At 69.1% G+C, this 19,406-nt stretch carries 18 protein-coding genes and 1 pseudogene; 11 read left to right on the forward strand and 8 right to left on the reverse strand.

What is annotated here, in order from left to right:
- Positions 1-44 precede the first annotated feature (44 nt).
- Positions 45-947 carry an AurF N-oxygenase family protein gene (locus ACLJPX_RS06885; RefSeq protein ID WP_410599273.1) on the forward strand — a complete coding sequence of 301 codons (903 nt, stop codon included), beginning with the start codon at positions 45-47 and terminating at the stop codon, positions 945-947.
- Here the strand turns inward: ACLJPX_RS06885 and ACLJPX_RS06890 are convergent.
- From ACLJPX_RS06890 to ACLJPX_RS06900, 3 genes are all read right to left on the reverse strand, one after another.
- Positions 942-1,775: an LLM class F420-dependent oxidoreductase gene (locus ACLJPX_RS06890; RefSeq protein ID WP_410599274.1), complete on the reverse strand. Its 834-nt coding sequence runs from the start codon at positions 1,773-1,775 to the stop codon at positions 942-944. The two genes, ACLJPX_RS06885 and ACLJPX_RS06890, sit on opposite strands and share 6 nt — an antisense overlap.
- A gap of 80 nt (positions 1,776-1,855) precedes the next feature.
- A complete protein-coding gene (locus ACLJPX_RS06895) occupies positions 1,856-4,234 on the reverse strand; it encodes a helix-turn-helix transcriptional regulator (protein WP_410599275.1) in 2,379 nt (792 codons plus the stop codon).
- Positions 4,235-4,283: 49 nt separating this feature from the next.
- Complete coding sequence (locus tag ACLJPX_RS06900) at positions 4,284-4,880, reverse strand: QsdR family transcriptional regulator (RefSeq protein WP_410599276.1); 597 nt, start codon at positions 4,878-4,880, stop codon at positions 4,284-4,286.
- Between the two features lie 140 nt (positions 4,881-5,020).
- On the opposite strand from ACLJPX_RS06900, the gene ACLJPX_RS06905 reads away from it, so the two are divergent.
- The 6 genes from ACLJPX_RS06905 to ACLJPX_RS06930 are packed head-to-tail and all read left to right on the forward strand — an operon-like array spanning position 5,021 to position 10,614.
- Positions 5,021-5,878: an alpha/beta hydrolase family protein gene (locus ACLJPX_RS06905; protein ID WP_410599277.1), complete on the forward strand. Its 858-nt coding sequence runs from the start codon at positions 5,021-5,023 to the stop codon at positions 5,876-5,878.
- A 59-nt stretch (positions 5,879-5,937) separates the two neighbouring features.
- Positions 5,938-6,708 carry an ABC transporter ATP-binding protein gene (locus tag ACLJPX_RS06910; RefSeq protein ID WP_410599278.1) on the forward strand — a complete coding sequence of 257 codons (771 nt, stop codon included), beginning with the start codon at positions 5,938-5,940 and terminating at the stop codon, positions 6,706-6,708.
- Positions 6,695-7,399: an ABC transporter ATP-binding protein gene (locus tag ACLJPX_RS06915; RefSeq protein WP_410599279.1), complete on the forward strand. Its 705-nt coding sequence runs from the start codon at positions 6,695-6,697 to the stop codon at positions 7,397-7,399. Before ACLJPX_RS06910 ends, ACLJPX_RS06915 begins: the two co-directional genes overlap by 14 nt.
- Positions 7,400-7,410: 11 nt before the next feature.
- The gene (locus ACLJPX_RS06920; protein ID WP_410599280.1) at positions 7,411-8,289 is read left to right on the forward strand and encodes a branched-chain amino acid ABC transporter permease; all 879 of its coding nucleotides are present in this window, start codon (positions 7,411-7,413) and stop codon (positions 8,287-8,289) included.
- 1 nt (position 8,290) lies between these two features.
- The gene (locus tag ACLJPX_RS06925) at positions 8,291-9,298 is read left to right on the forward strand and encodes a branched-chain amino acid ABC transporter permease (RefSeq protein ID WP_410599281.1); all 1,008 of its coding nucleotides are present in this window, start codon (positions 8,291-8,293) and stop codon (positions 9,296-9,298) included.
- Complete coding sequence (locus ACLJPX_RS06930; RefSeq protein WP_410599282.1) at positions 9,295-10,614, forward strand: ABC transporter substrate-binding protein; 1,320 nt, start codon at positions 9,295-9,297, stop codon at positions 10,612-10,614. The genes ACLJPX_RS06925 and ACLJPX_RS06930 overlap by 4 nt, the downstream gene beginning before the upstream one ends.
- 415 nt (positions 10,615-11,029) lie before the next feature.
- Here the strand turns inward: ACLJPX_RS06930 and ACLJPX_RS06935 are convergent.
- Positions 11,030-11,887 (reverse strand): annotated as a pseudogene (locus ACLJPX_RS06935) (aminoglycoside phosphotransferase family protein); the annotation flags it as partial.
- A 164-nt stretch (positions 11,888-12,051) separates the two neighbouring features.
- On the opposite strand from ACLJPX_RS06935, the gene ACLJPX_RS06940 reads away from it, so the two are divergent.
- Entirely contained in the window at positions 12,052-13,065 is a 1,014-nt protein-coding gene (locus ACLJPX_RS06940; RefSeq protein WP_101608909.1) for a metallophosphoesterase family protein, read from the forward strand.
- Positions 13,066-13,115: 50 nt separating this feature from the next.
- Positions 13,116-14,081, forward strand: a complete 966-nt coding sequence (locus tag ACLJPX_RS06945; protein WP_410599283.1) for a hypothetical protein — start codon at positions 13,116-13,118, stop codon at positions 14,079-14,081.
- 5 nt (positions 14,082-14,086) lie between these two features.
- Here ACLJPX_RS06945 and ACLJPX_RS06950 read toward each other — a convergent pair whose 3' ends face one another.
- Positions 14,087-14,707, reverse strand: coding sequence for a TMEM175 family protein (locus ACLJPX_RS06950; RefSeq protein WP_410599284.1), 621 nt, complete (start codon positions 14,705-14,707; stop codon positions 14,087-14,089).
- 56 nt (positions 14,708-14,763) lie between these two features.
- Complete coding sequence (locus ACLJPX_RS06955; RefSeq protein WP_410599285.1) at positions 14,764-15,336, reverse strand: TetR/AcrR family transcriptional regulator; 573 nt, start codon at positions 15,334-15,336, stop codon at positions 14,764-14,766.
- Between the two features lie 78 nt (positions 15,337-15,414).
- On the opposite strand from ACLJPX_RS06955, the gene ACLJPX_RS06960 reads away from it, so the two are divergent.
- Together ACLJPX_RS06960 and ACLJPX_RS06965 are read left to right on the forward strand one after the other, a co-directional pair.
- Positions 15,415-15,804 (forward strand): cupin, encoded by a 390-nt coding sequence (locus tag ACLJPX_RS06960; protein ID WP_410599286.1) that lies wholly within the window; start codon positions 15,415-15,417, stop codon positions 15,802-15,804.
- A gap of 206 nt (positions 15,805-16,010) precedes the next feature.
- On the forward strand, positions 16,011-16,892 hold the full coding sequence (locus tag ACLJPX_RS06965; protein ID WP_410599287.1) for a cyclase family protein: 882 nt from the start codon (positions 16,011-16,013) through the stop codon (positions 16,890-16,892).
- Between the two features lie 72 nt (positions 16,893-16,964).
- Here ACLJPX_RS06965 and ACLJPX_RS06970 read toward each other — a convergent pair whose 3' ends face one another.
- The gene (locus tag ACLJPX_RS06970) at positions 16,965-17,981 is read right to left on the reverse strand and encodes an alpha/beta hydrolase (protein WP_410599288.1); all 1,017 of its coding nucleotides are present in this window, start codon (positions 17,979-17,981) and stop codon (positions 16,965-16,967) included.
- Between the two features lie 58 nt (positions 17,982-18,039).
- Positions 18,040-19,365 (reverse strand): cytochrome P450, encoded by a 1,326-nt coding sequence (locus ACLJPX_RS06975; RefSeq protein ID WP_410599289.1) that lies wholly within the window; start codon positions 19,363-19,365, stop codon positions 18,040-18,042.
- Between the last annotated feature and the right edge of the window lie 41 nt (positions 19,366-19,406).

The following is a 19,406-nucleotide window of genomic DNA, read 5'->3' on the forward strand; positions in this document are numbered from 1 at the left end:
TAACTTTCCATCGCGGGATGCAATCCGCGAACGAGGGAGTGGCGATGACGGCACGGACCCGGCCCCTGCGCGACCGAGAGACCGGTGCGCAGCGCTTGCTGCAGGCGAGCGCGAAGCTGTCGTACGACCCCGAAGTCGACGTGGACTGGGAAGCCCCGCTGACCGAGGGGGCGTTCTTCATCCCCGAGCGGACGGTGTCGTTGTACGGCACCGAATTGTGGGACCGGATGAGTCACGAACAGCGCGTGGAGCTGTCCCGGCAGGAGCTGATCAACTCGGTCAGCGTCGGGATCTGGTTCGAGATCATCCTGATGCAGATGCTGCTGCGGATGTCCTACCGCGCGGATCCGACCACCGCGCACGCGCGGTACGCGCTGACCGAGGTCGCCGACGAATGCCGTCACTCGACGATGTTCGCGATGCTGATCGACAAGGTCGACGGCCGTCCGTACCGGAACAACCGCCTGTTGCACTTCACCGCGCACGCGCTGCCGCTGATCCTGCGGGGTCCGTCGATGTGGGTGGCGACGCTGATCGGCGAGGAGGTCTTCGACGCCATCCAGCGCGAGCACCTGCAGGACGAGTCGATCCAGCCGCTCGTGCGCGCCGTCATGCGGATCCACGTCACCGAAGAGGCCCGGCACGTGCGCTACGCGCGCGACGACCTGACCAGGCTGATGGCCCGCGCGTCCTGGCCGGTCAAGACGTTCACGCGGATCGTCGTGGCGATCGGCTCGATGCTGCTTTCCCGGCTGCTCTCCCGGCCCGCGCAGTACGCGCGCGCCGGTCTGGAGAACCCCCGCCGGGCGGCCGCGCTGGCCAGGCGCAGCCCGCACCGCCGGGAGGTCTTGGCCCAGGGTGCCGCGAAAATGGTGCGGTACCTGCGCGAAGTCGACCTCGTCGGCGGTCCGGGCCTGGTGCTGTGGCGGCGTTCCGGCCTGTTATGAGGCGCGCAGCGGCTCGATGGTCTTCGCCAGCTCGCCGAGAAGTTCCAAGGTCTCGGCTTCGGGCAGCGTCGGCAGGAGGAGGGAGACTTCGTCGGCCCCCGCGCCTTCGAGGCGGCGCAGCAACTCGGGATCGGCCGGGGCGCCGAACACGCTGATCCGGACGTCTTCGCGGCCCTGGTCGGCGAGCCAGGACCGGACCCGGCGCAGTTCCTCCGGCGGTGTCACGGAATGCGGCAGCCAGCCGTCCGCGTGCTCGGCGAGTCGTTTGAGCCCCGCCGGGCCCTGACCGGCGACGTAGATCGGCGGATGCGGTTTCCGCACCGGCTTCGGCCAGGAGAAAACCGAGTCGAAGTCGACGTGCTCGCCGTGGAATTCGGCCTCGTCCTTGGTCCAGATCTCCTTGAGCGCCTGGAGTTGTTCGGTCAGCAAGGCGCCTCGCGTCCGCGGGTCGACGCCGTGGTTGCGCATCTCCTCGATGTTCCAGCCCGCCCCGACGCCGAAGATCACCCGCCCCTCGGAGAGCAGGTCGAGGCTGGCGATCTCCTTCGCCGTGTAGAGCACGTCGCGCTGGATCATCAGGGCGACCGCGGTGCCGAGCCGGAGGTTCGACGTGACCGTCGCGGCGGCGGCCAGCGCCACGAACGGGTCGAAGTTGCGCATGGCCCCGCGCGGCAGCTCACCGCCGGGGTAAGGAGACTCCCTGCTCACCGGTATATGGGAGTGTTCGGGGAGATAGAGGGAGTCGAATCCCTTCTCTTCCAGAGCCGCCCCCAGCACGTGGGGCCGGATTCCTTCGTCGGTCACTGCCGTCGCGATCCCGAAGTCCATACTTCGCTACGACCCCCGTCGTGGGCCCGGTATTCCCTCCAGACCGCAACTAGAGGACTAAATGCGCGAAGGGGCAAACCTCATTCCCCGGCGGCCACGCGGCGCGCGAGTTCCACGCGCGACCGGACGCCCAGGGCCGTGAAGATGTTCCGCAGGTGGTGATCCACGGTCCGGTGGCTGATCACCAGCCGCCGCGCGATCTCCTTGTTCGTCTCCCCCGCCGCCACGAGCCGCGTGATGGCGTCCTGCTGCGGAGTGAGCCCGGCGAGCGAGCGGTGCGGCGCGTCGACGGTCTCACCGGTCGCCCGCAGCCCGGCGCGGGCGCGCTCGGCGAACCGGGTCGCGCCGACGTTTTCGAAGCCGCGCAAGGCATCACGGAACTGGTCTCGGGCGTCCCGGCTCCGCCGGCGCCGTCGCAGCAGGGTGGCGTAGGCGAACCGGGTCCTGGCGAGTTCCACCGCGCCGCCCGCGCGCCGGTGCGCCTCGACGGCCAGCCGGAAGTGCCGTTCCGCCGCCTCCGGATCCGGCGCGGTCAGCGCGTGACACCGATGGCTCAGCGCGAGCCAGCACGGTTCCGCGCCGGCCAGGGTCCAGCGGTCGAACACCTCCAGCGCGGTCCGCGCGCGCTCGGGCCGCCCGGAAAGCACCGCCGCTTCGACGAGTTGCGGGGTGGCGAGCACGCGGATCACCGGCTGGTCGCCGGAAACGCCGGAAGCGAGATCTTCGAGCCTGCTCAAGGCGTCGTCCGGCCGGTCTTCGGCCAGGTCCAGGCAGGCGTGCGCCCACGCCGCGACGGCGGCGGGCCTGCCGAGACCGCGTTCGGCGATGCCGTCGGTCGCCTCGTCCAGTTCCGGGACGCGGTCGCCGAGCAGCGCGGCGGCCAGCCCCAGCAGCGTCAGATGTTCCATCCGCAGGTTGTGGGGCGCGCGCAGCCCTTCACGGGACGCCGCCCGCGCACACGGGATCCGGTCGAGAGCGATGGCCGAGAGCGAAAGGTAGATCAACGCCCACGGCAGTTCCGCGTGCCGCCTGCCGAGTCGCGCGCGGCTCACCGCGGCGGCCGAGTACTCGTGCGCCCGTTCGGCGTGCCCGCGGGCGAAAGCGGCTTCGGCGGCCCAAACGGCTCCGGCGACGTCGGTGCCGGACATCCCCCTGCGGACGGCGTCCTCCAGCGGCAGGTCGGCGTCGTCGTGACGTCCGGCGTACACCGAGGTCAGACCGCGGAAGTGCGCGAAGACCAGGCCGTCCCCGGCGGGGACGGTCCGCGCCAACGCCCGGTAACCGCTCAGATCGCCGCCGAGCCTGCGTGCCTCACCGGCCAGCAGGAGCGCGGCCGCGGGATCGGGCAGCAGCTCCGCCGCCGTGCCGAGTTCGTGGGTGGCGACCGCGGGATCGCCGTCGCGCAGTTCGATTTCGCCGTGCAGCAACGCCACCGCGCCCGGCCGGGCGTCCACCCTGGACAGCAGCAGCCGTGCCCACCCTGGCCTGCCCGCCTGCCAGGCCGCGTCCGCCGCGGCCAGCAGCCGGGTCGCCCGCGTGGCCGGATCGGCGGTCAGCGCGGCGGCGCGTTCGAGGTGCCGCGCCGAGGCCGCGTGATCCACCGCGGGGGCGGCGGCGAGCGCGTCGGCGAGCGGCGCGGACGGCCCGGCTGTCGCCATCGCCCGGTGCCAGAGAGCGTCCGGGCCCTCCTCGGCGGAGGCCAGCCGCGCGTGCGCCGCCCGGCGGTCCGCCGGTGACGCCGCCGCGTACCACGTCGCCTTCCTCGCGGAAATGTTCATACAGGTGACGAGAAACCGGACTCGCTCGTCGAACCGCATCGCGTCGAGCTCGGCCGCGTAGCGGGGCAAACGCTCCTGGAGAACCGGCGACACCGGCTCCCTCCCGGCCGCCTGCGCGGGCGTCAGCGAGGCCGCCAGCGCGACCAGATCGGCGGGGTTCCCCTCGCCGAGTTCGACCAGTTGCGGACGCACCCCGGCGGGCACGCCGCGATCGCGCAACAGCTGGCAGGCGGCGGCGTCGGTCAACGGCGTCAGCTCGACGGAGTCGAACTCGTCGGATCCGGACCGCGAAGCGAGCACCATCCCGACCGGGACCCCGTCCAGCCGCCGGGCCGCGAAACCCAGCGCCGCCAGGGATTCCGGGTCGATCCAGTGCGCGTCGTCGACCCAGCAGATCGCCGGTGACGGGAGGGTGGTGAGCCGATCACGCGCCTCCGCACCACTGGAAACGGGAGCGCCGAACATCCGATGCAGCGCGCCGTAGGGCAGCGAACGTTCGGCCCGCAGGCCCCGCACGCCGACGAGGCGGACACCGAGGGTGGCCCGCAGCGCGGTGAGCAGCGCCGACTTGCCGAGCCCCTCCGTCCCGCGGACCAGCATGGCGCGCCCGGCGATCGAACGCAGCCCGCCGAAGAGGTCGTCCCTGCCCCGCAGCGGGTACACGACGTCCCGGACAGGCATCGGCGCCTCCTCGAAAATCCCTTTCGATGAAACACCAGGCGCAAGTGTTTCACAAGGTCCTGCTCGGCACCCGTCCTTCCACGAGTGCTCCGAGCAGCGTCGAAGCCGCGTCGAGATCCGGCGTCCGGGACGCGAGGACGTCCGAGTACAGGAACGCCTCCCCCAGCCGGACGATCGCGTAACAGAGGCTGTCGAGGCCGACAGCGGGCACGAATCCGCCGTCGTCGACATCGCGGCGCAGAAGCTCGACGTGCGCCGCGATCACCCTCGGCTGGACGCGGCCGTCCGGGTCGGTGAGCAGCCGGATCGCCAGCACGGGCTCGTCGTCGAGGAACCGGCGGAACCCGGTGCTCGCCGCGAGCACGGATCGGTACTCGCGCATGATCGCGAGACAGCGCAGTTCACCGGCCGCGTTGCGCACCACGTCGCCCTCATCGCGCTCCCAGGTGCGCGTGGCGGCCGTCAGGGTGCGCTCGGACAGGTAGTAGAGGGCATCACCGAGCAGGTCCTCCCGGTTGCCGACGCGGCGGAACAGGGTGCTGCGGGAAATGCCCAGTTCCTGGGCGAAGGCTGAGGTGTCGACGCGGACGCCGCGATCGATCCACCGCGCCGCGGTGCGGACTATGTCCTCGGCTGAGGGATTCACGATCGCCGATCGTACGGGCGTCCATGACCGGGGGCGCCGCCGCGGACGAAGACTGGCGATTTCACCGATGCAGTGCGTCGCGGCCGTTTGCCACAGTCCATCACCACGGACTGTGTTCACCGGCGAACGGAGACGGCACCATGCGTAGTACGACCCGGATCCTTTGTGGACTGGCGACCGTCGCGGCACTCGCTGCCGCGCCGACGGCCTACGCCGCCGAAAACCCCTACGAACGAGGCCCTGCCCCGACGGAAAGCAGCATCGAAGCCTCGCGCGGCTCGTTCGCGGTCTCGGAGACGTCGGTGTCGCGCGTGTCCGTCACCGGTTTCGGCGGCGGCACCATCTACTACCCCACCAGCACCGCGCAGGGCACCTTCGGCGCTGTCGCCATCTCGCCGGGTTACACCGCGACCCAGTCGAGCATCGCGTGGATCGGCCCGCGGCTGGCGTCGCAGGGCTTCGTGGTGTTCACCATCGACACGAACACGATCTACGACCAGCCCGGCAGCCGCGGTGACCAGCTGCTCGCCGCGCTCGACTATCTCACCCAGCGCAGCAGCGTCCGGTCCCGCATCGACACCTCCCGGCTCGCGGTGGCCGGGCACTCGATGGGCGGCGGAGGTTCGCTCGAGGCGGCACAGGACCGGCCGTCGCTGCAGGCCGCCGTCCCGCTCGCGCCGTGGAACACGCAGAAGTCGTGGTCGTCGCTGCGGGTGCCGACGTTCATCATCGGCGGCGAGTCCGACTCGGTCGCGCCGGTGGCCTCGCACTCGATCCCGTTCTACACCAGCATTCCCGCCTCCGCGGAGAAGGCGTACATGGAACTGGACAACGCGAGCCACTTCTTCCCGAACACGGCGAACACGACCATGGCCAAGTACACGATCTCGTGGCTGAAGCGGTTCGTGGACAACGACACCCGCTACGAGCAGTTCCTGTGCCCCGCCCCGGACGACCGCGCGATCAGCGACTACCGGGACACCTGCCCGCACGCCTGAGTCCTCCAGGTCCCGGCGCACCCGCGCCGGGACCCGTTTTCCCCGTTGGGAGTTCCCGCGTGACCCTGTCCACCTTCGAGATGTCCGGCGTGTCGGTGACCTTCGGCGGTCTCGTCGCGCTGTCCGACGTCTCCCTGACCGTCGCGCCGGGCCGGGTGCTCGGGGTGATCGGCCCGAACGGGGCGGGCAAGACCACGCTCTTCAACGTCGCGTGCGGTTTCGTCCGCCCCGACACCGGCGCGCTGACCTGGCGCGACACCGAACTGCGACGGCTGCGCCCGCATCATCTCGCGGGCCTCGGGATCGCCCGCAGCCTGCAGGAACTCGGCCTCTTCGGCCGGATGACCGTGCTGGACAACGTCCTCGTCGGCGCGGGCAAGCACGCGAAGGCCGGCTTCTGGTCCTCGATGCTGGGCCGCACACGGGACGAGAAGGCCTTGACCGAGCGGGCGATGGCGTACCTCGAAGACTTCGACATCGCCGACGTCGCCCACCGCTATCCCGCGAGTCTCCCCTATCCGGTCCGCAAACGGGTCGCGCTCGCGCGGGCGCTGGTCGGCGAACCGGAACTGCTGCTGCTCGACGAACCGGCGGGTGGGCTGTCGGCGGCCGAGATCGCCGACGTCGGCACGCTGGTGCGCGGCCTGACCGAGCGCATGTCGGTGATGCTCGTGGAGCACCACATGGATCTGGTGATGGGAGTGTGCGACGAGATCGTCGTACTGGACTTCGGCAAGGTGATCGCCCGCGGCACCCCGGACGAGATCCGCGCGGACCCGGCGGTGCGGGCGGCCTACCTCGGCGAGGAGGTGGCCGGTGCTGACCGTTGAGAACCTTTCGGCAGCCTACGGCCCCGTCCGGGCGCTCGATTCCGTGAGCCTGTCCGCCTCCCCCGGCGAGATCACCGCGGTACTCGGCGCGAACGGTGCGGGCAAGACCACCTTGCTGCGCACCATTTCCGGCCTCGTCCGGCCGACGGGCGGCCGCGTCACGCTCGCGGGCCACGATCTGAGCCGAGTGTCCACAGAGGACCTTCCGGCCCTCGGTCTCGCGCAGGTGCCCGAGGGCCGCGGCGTGCTGGCCGAGCTGACCGTCGAGGAGAACCTGCGGCTCGGCGCGCTCGGATCGGGAAGCCGCGCGACGGCCTCCCAGCTCCGGCGGATCTACGAGCTCTTCCCCGTACTCGCCGATCGCAAGAACGGGCTCGCACACGTCCTTTCCGGCGGGGAACGGCAAATGCTGGTGCTCGGCCGCGCACTGCTGTCCCGGCCGAAGGTACTGCTGCTCGACGAGCCCTCGCTCGGGCTCGCGCCGCGGATCGTGGCGCAGATCTTCGCCCTGCTGCGCGGTCTCGTCCGCGACGAGGGACTCGCCGTCGTGCTGGTCGAGCAGAACGCGCGCAGCGCGCTGTCCATCGCCGACCACGGCGTCGTACTCAACCTCGGCGAAGTCGTCGTCCGGCGGGACGCGGCCGAACTGGTCGAGGACGACGACCTCCGGCACGCCTACCTCGGATTCTGAAAGGGAGCCTCGTGCAGCAACTGCTGACCACCGCGCTCACCGGGCTGACCCTCGGCGCGGTCTACGCCGCGTTCGCCCTGGCGCTGGTGCTGATCTGGCGGGCGACGCGGATCGTGAACTTCGCGCAGGCGCCGATGGCGATGATCACCACGTACCTCGCGCTGGTGCTGATCGACGCGGGCTGGTCGTACTGGCTCGGTTTCGCCGTCGCCCTGTTTTCGGGGCTGCTGCTGGGCGCGCTGGTGGAACGCTTCGTGGTCCGGTTCGTCTCCGGCAAACCCGAGATCAACGCGGTGATCCTCACCCTCGGGTTGTTCATCGTGCTGCACGCGCTGGCGGCGCTGGTGTTCGGCTCGCGGTACCGGTCGTTCCCGGCGCCGTTCGGGCTCACCGGCTTCGAGGTCGGTGGCACGACGATCGCGCTGACCGGGTTCGGCGTGTTCACCATCGCCGCCGTCGGCGTGGTGCTGATCGGGCTCGTGCTCCTGTTCCGCGGCACCGATCTGGGCCTGCGGATGCGGGCGGCGGCCTTCGACCGGGAAGTGGCGCGCCTGCTGGGGGTGCGGGTCGGGCGGATGCTGACGCTCGGCTGGGCGCTCGCCGCCCTCGCCGGTTCGCTGTCGGGGCTGCTGATCGCCGGCGGCGGGCTGGTCCATCCGTCCTATATGGACGGTGTGGTGGTGTACGGCTTCGTCGCGGCGGTGCTCGGCGGCCTGGACAGCCCGGTCGGCGCGGTCGTCGGCGGCGTCGCGCTCGGCCTGTCCTTGAGCCTGGTCAGCGGCTACGTCGGCGCCGAACTGGTCCCGCTCGCCGCACTGGCGATCCTCATGGTGGTCCTGCTGCTCAAACCCGGCGGTCTGTTCGCGAGCGTCCGCGAACGGAGGGTCTGACATGCCGCGCAAGCCTCTGCTGCTCGCCCTCGCCGGACTGGTCGTCGTCGTGCTCGTCCTGGAGAACACCGGCCCGTTCCTCACCGCGCAGTTCACCACGATGGCGTACTTCGCGATCGCCGCGGGCGGCTTGACCGTCCTCACGGGACTGAACGGGCAACTGTCACTCGGCCACGGGGCGCTCATGGCGGTCGGCGCGTATTCGGCCGCGCTCCTGCTGAAATCACCCGAGTCCGCCTTGCCGCTGCCGGTGATCCTCCTGGTGGCGATGGTGATCACGCTGGCCGTCGGAGCGCTCGTGGGCGTCGCGGCCGCGCGGCTGCACGGGCCGTACCTCGCGGGCGCGACGCTCGCGCTCGCCGTCGCCGTGCCGGGGATCCCGTTGTTCTTCGGCGAAGCGCTCGGCGGCGAACAGGGGTTGACCGTCCGGATGCCGGAGATCCCCGGCTGGCTGGCGGACGCCGCGTACTTCGTCACCGGCCAGGACCTCACGCGGATCCGTTACCTCGCTTACCTTTCCTGGCTCGCCGTGATCGTCGTGTTCGTCCTGCTGGCGAACCTGTCCCGAAGCCGCGTCGGCCGCGACTGGCAAGCGGTCCGCGACGAGGACGTGGCCGCCGGACTGGCCGGGATCGACCTCGGCCGCACGAGGGTGCTGGCTTTCGTGGTCAGCGCGGGCTGCGCGGGGCTCGCCGGGGCGCTGATGGCGTTGTCTGCGCGGCTGGCGGCGCCGAGCGGGTTCGCGCTGACATTGTCGCTGCTGCTGGTTTCCGCGGTGGTGCTCGGCGGTCTGGGAAGTCTCACCGGCGCGCTCGCGGGAGCCGCGCTCCTGACGTTCCTGCCGCCGCTGGTGACCGGCGCGGGAACGGACCTCGGCCTGTCCGACGTCCAGGCCGCGCATCTGGCGCCGCTGATCTACGGCCTGGTCACCGTCCTGATCGTGCTGCTCGCACCGGCCGGCCTCGCCGGCGGGCTGCGGAAACTCACTCACCGGAGGCGAAATTCATGAAACGCTGGACCAAGGCCGTGGCCCTCTTCCTGGCCGTCACGGTCACCACCGCCTGCGGCGCGGGAGGCAGACCCGAGGGCGAAGAAAAGGGGTCGACCGTCGGCGTCACCGACACCACCGTCAAGATCGGGGCGCACTTCCCGCTGACCGGCGTCGCCGCGCCGGGCTACAGCGAAATCCCGAGCGGTCATCAGGCCTACTACGACTACGTGAACGCGAACGGCGGGATCAACGGCCGCAAGATCGAGTTCGTGGCGAAGGACGACGGCTACAACCCGACGAACACCAGCGCGGTCACCAACGAACTGGTGCTCAAGGAAGAGATCTTCGCGATGGTCGGCGGCCTCGGCACGCCGACGCACAGCGCCGTCGTCGATTTCCTCAACAGCTCGAAGGTCCCGGATCTGTTCGTGTCTTCGGGATCGCTGCGCTGGGGCGACGATCCGAAGAAGGCTCCCTTCACCTTCGGCTGGCAGCCGGACTACGAGATCGAAGGCAAGATCATCGGCGACTGGGTGCGGAAGAACCTGCCCGGCGCCAAGGTGGGCCTGTTCGTCCAGGACGACGACTTCGGCCGCGACGGCGAGAAGGGCGCGCGCCGGCATCTGGACAAGCAGATCGTGGAGGTCGCGAAGTACTCGCCGGGCAACACCGACATCGCGCCGCAGATCGCGAAACTCAAGGCCGCGGGCGCGGATCTGGTGCTGGGCTTCACCGTCCCGTCCTACACCGCGCTTTCCCAGCTGGCGTCACTGAAGATCGGCTTCAAGCCGAAATGGTTCTACAGCAACGTCGGTTCCGATCCGGCCCTGGTCGGCTCGCTGCTCGCCCGGTTCTCCGAAGGCAAGGTGACCAACGGTGCGTCACTCATCGACGGCGTCGTCACCACCGAGTACCTGCCGGGCGTCGACGCTCCGGACAACGCGTGGACGAAGCTGTGGCGGAAGATCTGGAGCGAACACGGCAAGGGCGGCGACCTGACCAACTACCGCATCTACGGGATGGCGCAGGCGTACACCTTCGTCCAGGCGTTGCAGGCGGCCGGGCGGGACCTGACCCGCGAACGTGTCGTCGAGGTGCTCCAGCAGAACGGGAAGACGTTCGCAGGGCCGGGCCTCGCGCCGTTCCGCTACACCGGTGACAGTCATCTGGGCATCTCCGGGATGTCGGTGGTCGAACTCCACGGCGGTGCGGGCAAGGATCTGACGCCGGTCCTGGTGACCGACATCGGCGAAGCCCCCATCGAGGCGGACGACTCGGCGGCCAACGACGCGCCACCGGCGAACGGGATCCCGGAGGCGAAGGCGGGCAACTGAGCGGGTCTCAGCCGGTGATCGACGGCGAGTCCTCCTCGTACTCTTCGTGAAAGCGGCCTCGCGCCCGCATCAGCGCGAGCGCCGCGCCCGCGATCTGTTTGACGCGCTCAGGCCAACCCGACGCGATGAACTCGTCGTCGGTGCAGACCGCAGGTGTCTCCGCGCACGCGTCGAGGAGTGCTCGCAACACCTTGTCGAGGGCGGCCACCTCGTCTGCCGTCAACGTCGACCACTCGCGCCATTGCAGCGGCACGTCATCGTCGATGAAGTCGAAGAAGTGGTTGACATACTCGGCGTTCCCTGCGGAGCGGACGCCCTCGTCTCCGTCGGCGAGGAGGTCCAGCGCCTCCATCACGCGGTTTCGCATCCGCTGGAGAACAAGCCGCTCGCTGGGCTGGTCGCGAGCGGCGTTCGGGAATTCGGAGAAGATCTCGTCGAGGACGCGGCGTGCTTCTTCGTCGGCCCGGGTACAGGCGATCAGTGCCTTCCAGAGGGCCCAACCGCGCCCGCGTGCCCAGGCCGCGTCGTCGACGGACAGGCGCTCACGGAACACCTTGCGGCCGTCGGCGGTCAGCAGCGTCCAGGCAATGGCCAGGTCGCAGGACGGGTCGCCGACACCGCAGGTCCCGAAGTCGATGACGGCCGCGAGTTCCCCGCCGTCGAGCAGGAGGTTCCCCGGTGCGACGTCGCCGTGGAACCAGACGTCCACTCCGTCCCAAGGGGCGTCCAGCGCGGTCTCCCAGATCTCTCGGGCCAAGCCGACGTCTATTCGGCCATCCAGTGTCGCGAACGCGCGCTGGACCACTGCGTCGTAGGTGCGCAAGGTGGCGCCCCGGAACCAGTTGTGCTTACCCGGCTGGGGACCGTCGGCGGCATCGACGCTGCGCAGCGCGGCCAGGAACCCGGCCAGGTCGAGGGCGAAGCGGACCGGGTCGGAAATCCCGTCCGCGCTCGCGGGTTCGCCGGGGAGCCATCGGTAGATCGACCACGAGAAGGGATAACCGTGGTCAGCGCGTCCCTTCGCCAACGGGGCGGGGATGGGCAGCGGCAGCCGGGCAGCGAGCGCCGGAAGCCACCGTTGTTCCTTGTCGACCGCCAAGGCGTACTCGGCCGCACTCGGCAGGCGCACCACCATCGTGTCGCCGAGGCGGAAGGTGACGTTGTCCCAGCCGCTCTCGTCCACGGGCCGGACCGGCAGGGCGCTCCACTGAGGAAACTGGTCGTCGACCAGCCGTCGCACCTGGTCGACGCCGACGGTGACGCGCTGGGGCATGGGACCGAGATCCGGAGTGCCGCTCAAGGGAATCCTTCCTTCCCTGCTCAAACCTGAAATTTTCTTCACGTACATCCACCGGCTGGCACCAAGTCACCGATGATCACCTCAGACGTCCTACCTTTGGCCCGTTGGTACTGGTGGAACCGAATGTGGGTGTTCTGATGGATCGCAGGTCGTTCATGCTGGCCACGGGTGGCGCGGTGGCCGCGACCACCGTGCTGGGCACCCCGGCGGAGGCCACCCCTTCCCGGGACCCCTTCGGCCCGGCCGTGCGATTCAACATCATCAGCGACATCCAGGGCGACCTCGTTGATTTCGGCAAGGCCCTGGACGACATCAACGCCACCAACCCGCGCGGCGCCGGTCTCGGCGTGGCGGGCGACATCACCCCTCGCGGCTACGACTTCGAGTACGCCCAGGTGCGGGCGATGCTGAACAAGCACCCGCACCCGAGGAACGTCGCCTGGGCCATCGGCAACCACGAGTTCTACGTGCCGAAGTGGCGGGACCCGGACACCCTCGCGCAGGAAACCTGGCCCAACGGCACCACCGAGGAATCGTTGTTCCGCAGCTTCTACAAGTTCGCCGGGCGCAACACGGCCTACTCGGAGACCTCGTTCGGCGGCGTGCCGGTGCTGTGCCTGGGCACCGAGCGCTACGCCAAGTACCACGACCCGAAGCTGTGGGACGAGGTGTGGCTCAGCGACCAGCAGTTCACCTGGCTGGAACAGCGGCTGGCGTACTGGGACCGGTGGCGCAAGCCGGTGATGGTGCTGACCCACCACCCGCTGCCGAACACCGTGTCCGGCACCCGTAACAAGCTCTACCTCAACGACTACCTCCAGGCCGACCGCCTGCTCGGCGTGCTCGGCAAGTACCGCGACGTGTTCCTGTTCTCCGGGCACACCCACTGGGACCTCACCCTGTCCGACTGGGTGACCCGCCGGGTCGTCCCCGGCAGCGGCAACCTCGAAGGCTTCACCGTGGTCAACACCGGCGCCGTGCAGACCGGCTGGGTGGACGACGGCAAGGGCGGCGAGGTCTCGCTCGGCGGCAGCTTCAACCAGGGCCTCCAGATCGAGGTGTACCACCGCGCCGTGGTGATCAAAGCGCGCGACTTCACCAGCGGAACCTGGCTCAAGCAGATCACCGTGCCGCTGCGCGACAGCCTCTGAAGGACGGATATTCGCAGGACAACGATGTCCGGGGTTGCGACACTGACCGAATGCGGACTCTTGCCTGGGTCGGGGGAACCCTGTACGACGTCGCCGCCGGCTGGCGGACCATCCCGGTGGACGGGTCGTCCGGCGGCCGGAGGTCCGGCGACTACGGGCAGCGGTTCGACGCGGTGAAGGTGTCACCGCGTGGCGATGTCGTCGCCCTGCTGGCGAGCACCGGCACGGACGGCCTGTTGCTGACCGCTGACGGAGAAGTCATCCGCGAGATCGGGCGCAGCGACTACCAAGCCGACGCGTACCGGTATCCCTTGGAGTTGTTCACGTTGCCGGACGGCCGGACCGGACTCGTGCACTGTCCGGACGAGTACAACAGGCTTGAGATCGAAGACGCCGTCACCGGTGAGCGCTGGGGCGCCGGTGACGGCCGAGAGCCCTCGGATTTCTTCCACTCGCGGCTGGCCGTCTCGTCCAGCGGCCGCTATCTCCTCAGTGCCGGGTGGGCCTGGCACCCCGTCGACTGCGTGATCACCTTCGACCTGCACCGCGCGTTGACCGATCCGGGCGTTCTCGACTCGACGGACGACGATCACCCGGCGACAAGACTGATTCTTCCCGACATCAGCGGGACGTGCTTCATCGGAGACGACGTCGCGATCAGCACCTCTTCGGACCTCGAGCAGCCCACCGAGCCGGACGAACTCGCGGGCACCATGCTCGCCCGCTGGTCGATGACCACGAAGGAATTCTTGTGGCGCAAGCAACTCGACCACCCCGCGGGTGATCTGGTCTGCGTGGCCGGAGACATCATGGCCCTCTACGGACACCCGCGCCTGTACGACGGGAACAGCGGCGAGCTGCTCGCGGAGTGGCCCGAGCTCGCCACAGGCCACGCGGAGAGCTCGATCGTCTGGGGAAAGTCCTTCTCCGGTCCCGCGCGAATCGCCGTCGACAACGCCAACCGGCGGTTCGCCGTCACCGACGGCGAAGACGTCGCGATCGTCCACCTCGGCTGACCGGGCTAGGCGTCCGCCGCCGCGGCGTTCTCGGTCTTGCGGAACCGCGCGATGATCCCGGGAAGCAGCAGGAGCAGAAGCATGTAGTACCCCGCGTGCGGCACCAGCGCGGCCACGACGAACGCGGCCGCCAGCAAAGCCGTGTTGACGGCCGTGTCGAACAGCGGCGCCCGGGCCAGTTCGCTGTCCTCGTCCCGCAGAGCCGGGTCGCGCCGGATGATCAGCACCATGAGCAGTTGGAACAGAGACGCGGCCAGGATCGTGCCGATGTAGAGCGACGAGGTGAACCGGTCGTTGCCGTACGAGGCGGCCACCTCGGTCGGGAACGGCAGCACCACGATCGTCAGTACCCAGCCGAAGTTCGCCACCATCAACGGCTTGCTGTACGCCTTCACTTGCTCGAACACGTGGTGGTGCACGATCCAGAGCCGGGCGATCACCGCGAAACTGAGCAGGAAGCTGTAGATCTTCCACTGGTTCTCGCCGATCAGGGCGGCCGGGTCGAGGTGCTGCGAGACGGCGTCCGAAACGGCCTCCACAAGCGGCAGGACCAGCAGGGTGATCGCGATCGCGACGACGGCGTCGGTGAAGAACACCAGCCGTTCGGGAGACCTGTTCTGGGGCATTCGGGGAGCGTAAGCGGTTCGGCTCCGTCCGGCGACGAGAGAACCGGCCCGTCCCGTCATCTGCCGAGCAGTTGTTCGAGCCCGTCCTTGATCTGCTCCGGCGTCATGCTTTGCCGCTGGTGGACGTACTGCGCGGCCGCCAGGGGCGCGAGAAGCGCATCGGCCCTGAAGTGCGCGTCGATGTCCGGCTCAAGCTCGCGGATCAACGCGACCAGGTGACTCTGGTGCAGCCGGTAAGCGCCGGTGACGAACCTCGCCATCGGGGTTTCGGTCTCGGCGACCATCAGCAGCCGTCCGTGCGTTTCGAGCCTGTCGACGTACGCGCTCAGGAACGCTTTGAGCCTTTGGCGCGCCGGCGCACCGGGACCGAGCGGCGGCGGCCCGCTGATGAACGCCTCCTGGAACTCGCGCTCGTTCTCGTCCAGGAGCGCCTGCGCCAACGCGCCCTTGTCCGGGAAGCGCCGGTACACGGTGCCGATCCCGACACCCGCTTCCACCGCGATCTCGTCCAGCGCGAGTCCTTCGATCCCCTTGGCCGCGACGAGTTTGGCCGCGGCCCGGACGATCTTCTGCCGGTTGCGAGCCGCGTCCGCCCGCTCTACCGGCCCGGATCCTGCGATGGGAAGCACCCGCCGAGCTTAACCGGTGGACAAGTGGAACTTTCTCCAGTTAACTAAGTGGAGGAACTTCCACTTAAGGAGACGCGAATGTCCGTCGAACACTTCACCAGCTCCGGCGCTTCGACCTGGTTCCAGCGGCTTGACCAGCAGATATTCCTCTCCGATGTCGTCGACCAGGACAGCGGCGCGGCGATGTCCGTCGGATTCGGGCGCTACCGGAGAGGCGAGAAGAACCCGTGGAAGGTGACCTACGACGAGGCACTGGTCATCACTTCCGGCGCTTTCACCGTCGAGGGTCCGTCCGGCTCGGTGACGGCCCGGGCGGGCGAGGTGATCTACCTGCGGGCCGACACCGAGGTCGTCTACGTGGCCGATGAGGACACCGAACTGGTCTACGTCACGTATCCGCACTGGCTCGCCACCACGGAAGCCTCGGCGGAAGCGCACCGGCTGAACGACTTCCACGAAGCCGAGTGAAAGGGGCCGCCTCGATGGCGGCCCCTTTTCATCGGGTCATCTTCCAGAAATTGCTGGGTCGCGGGACCTTCGTGGTCCCGCGGGTCAGCAAATCCTGTCGTGCTCGATGAAGTACCGTCGATCTTGACACGCGGGCCCGCCCTTCCCCGCAGGGTGGCGCGAGGCGGCTGTCGTCCCGGTGGATCGTGATGAGAGGGGCCAGCCACATGGCCGATCCGACTGACCTCGACCTGCCCGACAACTGGGGCCGGTGGGGATCCGACGACGAACTCGGCACACTCAACCTCATCACCGACGATGTGCGCGCGAAAGCGGCCGCGGAGGTGCGGACCGGTCGATGGGCGTCGCTGGCACAGCCGATCACGCCCAACCCGATGATCAGCAGCCCGTTCGCGCCCACGACGGTGGATGTCTCCCCCGTGCAGCAGCTGATGTCCCACACCGGAGTGGGCGTGGCGGCCGATCTGGTGTTGCTCACGAACCATCACGCGAAGTCGACGCACATCGACGCACTGGCGCACTGGTCGACCGGCAACGAGGTCTACCCCGGTCGTCCGAGGGACCAGGTCGTGACGGCCGCGGGCGTCACTTTCGGCTCGACGACGGCCTTCGCCGCCGGAATCGTGACGCGGGGGGTTCTGCTCGACCTGGCGGCCGAGGAACCGCTGCCGTCCGGGCACGCGGTGACCTCACGCGACCTCGAAGACGCCGAGCAGCGGCAAGGCGTCGAAGTACGGTCGGGCGACGCGCTGGCGGTGCGGTTCGGCTGGCCCGCCGACCCGCTGCTTCCCGGCAGGCCGACACCGGGGATCAGCCTCGACGCGGTGCGCTGGATGCACCGTCGCGGGGTCGCCCTCTACACCGGCGACCGGGGCGACGCCTACCCGGCACTCGACCCTGATGGACCGTCCCCGCTGCACGGCGTCGCGCTGGGCCGTATGGCGATGCCGCTGATCGACGGGTCACAGCTCGACGACCTCGCCGCGCTGTGCGCAGAGCTGAAGCGCCACAGCTTCCTGCTCACCGTCGGCCCGCCGCGCATCCACGGCTTGACCGGTGTCGCGGTCAACCCCATCGCCGTGTTCTGACCGCGCAACCGCGTCGATCACCACTGAAAGTCACGGACCGATCGACGCATTTCGTGCCCCAGAGGTCCGTCGTCACATGGTGTCGGCCCACTGTGAAACGGCTCGGTGGTACTCGGGTGCGTTGGGTGCGTAGTTGATCGAATGGCCGAAGCCGGGCAGTACATAGGTCCGCAGCCGTGCCGACGCGGAGTAGTACGGCGCCTCGGATCGGAGCAGACCGGCGGAGGAGGTGCAGTCGGTCGCGAGCGGGCCGCAGAGGCCGCCGTCCCCGTCGCCGAGTACGACCAACACCGGCACGGTGATCCGCCTGGTGTACGGGAGCACGGTGGCGAGGGCGGCGGCGTCGAGCAGCTCGCCGGGAGCGACGACGTCCTTGGTGGCCTCGTCGTAGGCGGTCATCCCGGGGACGTCGGGTCCGGGTGCGTGGAATGCCGCGTACCTGGTGCCTGGCCGGGTGGTCAGGTAGGTGGGGTCGAGCCCCCGCAGCGACATCACCGGGTCGAGCGCGACGGGGATGAACGAGCCGAGGACGATCAGCGCGCCGGGGGGATTGATGCGGTGTGCCAGCCCGGTGATCAGCACGCCGTCCACGTCGTGGTAGGTGCCTGCTTCGAGCACGGTGATGGCGGAGCCGAGCGAGTGTCCGCCGAGAATCACCTTGTCGAACCGTGAGCCGAGGTCGCCGTGCCGGATCGCCTGGATCACCTGGTGTACCACGTCGGCTTCGGTGAACGCGGTCAGCAGTGCGCTGGGTGGTTTGGAGCTGGCGCCGGTACCGAGCCGGTCGATGGCAAAGGTGGCGTAGCCGGCCCTGTTCATCGCGAGCCGGAAAGAACGCGTTTCCGGGGTGCGTGCGGAGTCCCAGTACGCGCTGTTGTAGGTGGCACCGGGGACCAGCACCTGAACGGTTCGCGCGCCCTGCGGCGGTTCGCACAGCCTGCCGTGCACGGTCTGGGGAAGCAGCCCGGCCAGCCGCACCGGGATGGCCACGTCCCGGCAGGACGCCGAATCGGCCTGCGCCTGCGCGGGCGTCAGCAGTGACCCGGCCAGCAGGATGGCGGAAAACGCCGCGCCGGCCCGGCGCTTCACTCTGCCATGACGCCAATACATGAAAACGAACCTCCACTGGAATAGCGTGTTTCGACGATTATCGGAAGCGCGGGACGACCGTCATCGGCAGCCGGTTCGGGTACGCGGTGGTCGTGTACTTCACCCGGACCGGCTTGCCCGGGACGGGAACCAGCCGCCATCGCGCGGCGATCGTGGCCACGACGATCGCGATCTCGGTCATGGCGAAGGAATTCCCGATGCATTGGTGGGCACCCGCGCTGAACGGGAGGTAGGCCCCGCGGGGCAGGTCCTTGGCTCGCTCCCCCGCCCAGCGGTCCGGGTCGAAACGAGCGGGGTGGTCGTGGAACCTCGGATCGAAATGCATGGCGTGCGGGCTGATGATCACCTCCGTGCCCGGAGACAGGCGCACACCGCCGAGATCGACTTCCGTGGTGACCCGGCGCATGAGGATCCACAGTGGATACATCCGCAGGACCTCGTTGACGACCTGCCGCGTGTAGACCAGCCGTGGCACGTCCTCGGCGGTGGCCTCCCGGCCGCCGAGCACCTCGTCGATCTCGTTGTGGAGCTTCTGCTCGACCTCGGGGTGGCGGGCGATTTCGTGGAACAGCCAGGAAAGCGCCAGCGCACTGGTCTCGATCCCCGCGGTGAGCAGGGTGATGACCTCGTCGCGCACCTGCTCGTCGGTCATCCCCTCGCCCGTGTCGGCGTCCCTGGCCAGCAGCAGCATGGACAGCAGGTCGCTCCGGTCGGCCTGCTCGGCACGCCGGTTGTCGATGAGTTCTTCCACGATCGCGCGCATGCGGTCGACGGCCCTGTCGAACCGCCGGTTGGCCGGAACGGGGAGCTTCTCCACGAACGCGGGCGAGAGCACACGGATCATGCCGTACTTGAGGATGACCGGGATCGACCTGCGGGCCTCCTCGGTCGCGGCTTCGCCCATTTCCGCGGAGAACAGCGCCTCGCCGACGGTGGTGACCGCGAGTGCCTGCATGTCGTGGTCCACCCTGCGCACCTCGCCCGGCTTCCACGGTCTGATCAGATCGGCGGCCGCTCTCGTCATGATTTCGGCGTACCCCGCGATGGCGGTGTGGTGGAAAGCGGGTTGCATCAACCGGCGCTGCCGCAGGTGAAGAACACCGTCGGAGAGAGCGAGCCCGTTGCCGACGAAAGGGCGAAATTTCTCGAACATCGCGCCCTTGCGGAAATTGCCCCCGTCGGCGACCAGCACCTGGTGCGTCAATTCCGGACTGGTCAGGAAATACGTTTCCATCGGGCCGAGGTAGACCCGCACCACGTCTCCGTGCGCGTACAACGACGACGTGAATCCGAAGCGACGCCGCAACATCGCAGGAGTGTGTCCGATCAACGGCCATCGACCGGGTGCAACCGGTACAGCCATCCGGACTCCATCGCCGATGCGGAAGGGAACAGAACACGCTA

Origin of the sequence: Amycolatopsis sp. lyj-90 (assembly GCF_046549035.1) — a bacterium.
GTDB lineage: Bacteria > Actinomycetota > Actinomycetes > Mycobacteriales > Pseudonocardiaceae > Amycolatopsis.

Excerpts from the sequence above, each read along its gene's own strand:
- ACLJPX_RS06960 (WP_410599286.1), top strand. The coding sequence starts at position 15,415 with ATGTCCGTCGAACACTTCACCAGCTCCGGCGCTTCGACCTGGTTCCAG.
- ACLJPX_RS06925 (WP_410599281.1), top strand. The coding sequence starts at position 8,291 with ATGCCGCGCAAGCCTCTGCTGCTCGCCCTCGCCGGACTGGTCGTCGTC.
- ACLJPX_RS06895 (WP_410599275.1), bottom strand. The coding sequence starts at position 4,234 with ATGCCTGTCCGGGACGTCGTGTACCCGCTGCGGGGCAGGGACGACCTC.
- ACLJPX_RS06975 (WP_410599289.1), bottom strand. The coding sequence starts at position 19,365 with ATGGCTGTACCGGTTGCACCCGGTCGATGGCCGTTGATCGGACACACT.
- ACLJPX_RS06890 (WP_410599274.1), bottom strand. The coding sequence starts at position 1,775 with ATGGACTTCGGGATCGCGACGGCAGTGACCGACGAAGGAATCCGGCCC.
- ACLJPX_RS06930 (WP_410599282.1), top strand. The coding sequence starts at position 9,295 with ATGAAACGCTGGACCAAGGCCGTGGCCCTCTTCCTGGCCGTCACGGTC.
- ACLJPX_RS06950 (WP_410599284.1), bottom strand. The coding sequence starts at position 14,707 with ATGCCCCAGAACAGGTCTCCCGAACGGCTGGTGTTCTTCACCGACGCC.
- ACLJPX_RS06945 (WP_410599283.1), top strand. The coding sequence starts at position 13,116 with ATGCGGACTCTTGCCTGGGTCGGGGGAACCCTGTACGACGTCGCCGCC.
- ACLJPX_RS06885 (WP_410599273.1), top strand. The coding sequence starts at position 45 with ATGACGGCACGGACCCGGCCCCTGCGCGACCGAGAGACCGGTGCGCAG.
- ACLJPX_RS06940 (WP_101608909.1), top strand. The coding sequence starts at position 12,052 with ATGGATCGCAGGTCGTTCATGCTGGCCACGGGTGGCGCGGTGGCCGCG.
- ACLJPX_RS06905 (WP_410599277.1), top strand. The coding sequence starts at position 5,021 with ATGCGTAGTACGACCCGGATCCTTTGTGGACTGGCGACCGTCGCGGCA.
- ACLJPX_RS06965 (WP_410599287.1), top strand. The coding sequence starts at position 16,011 with ATGGCCGATCCGACTGACCTCGACCTGCCCGACAACTGGGGCCGGTGG.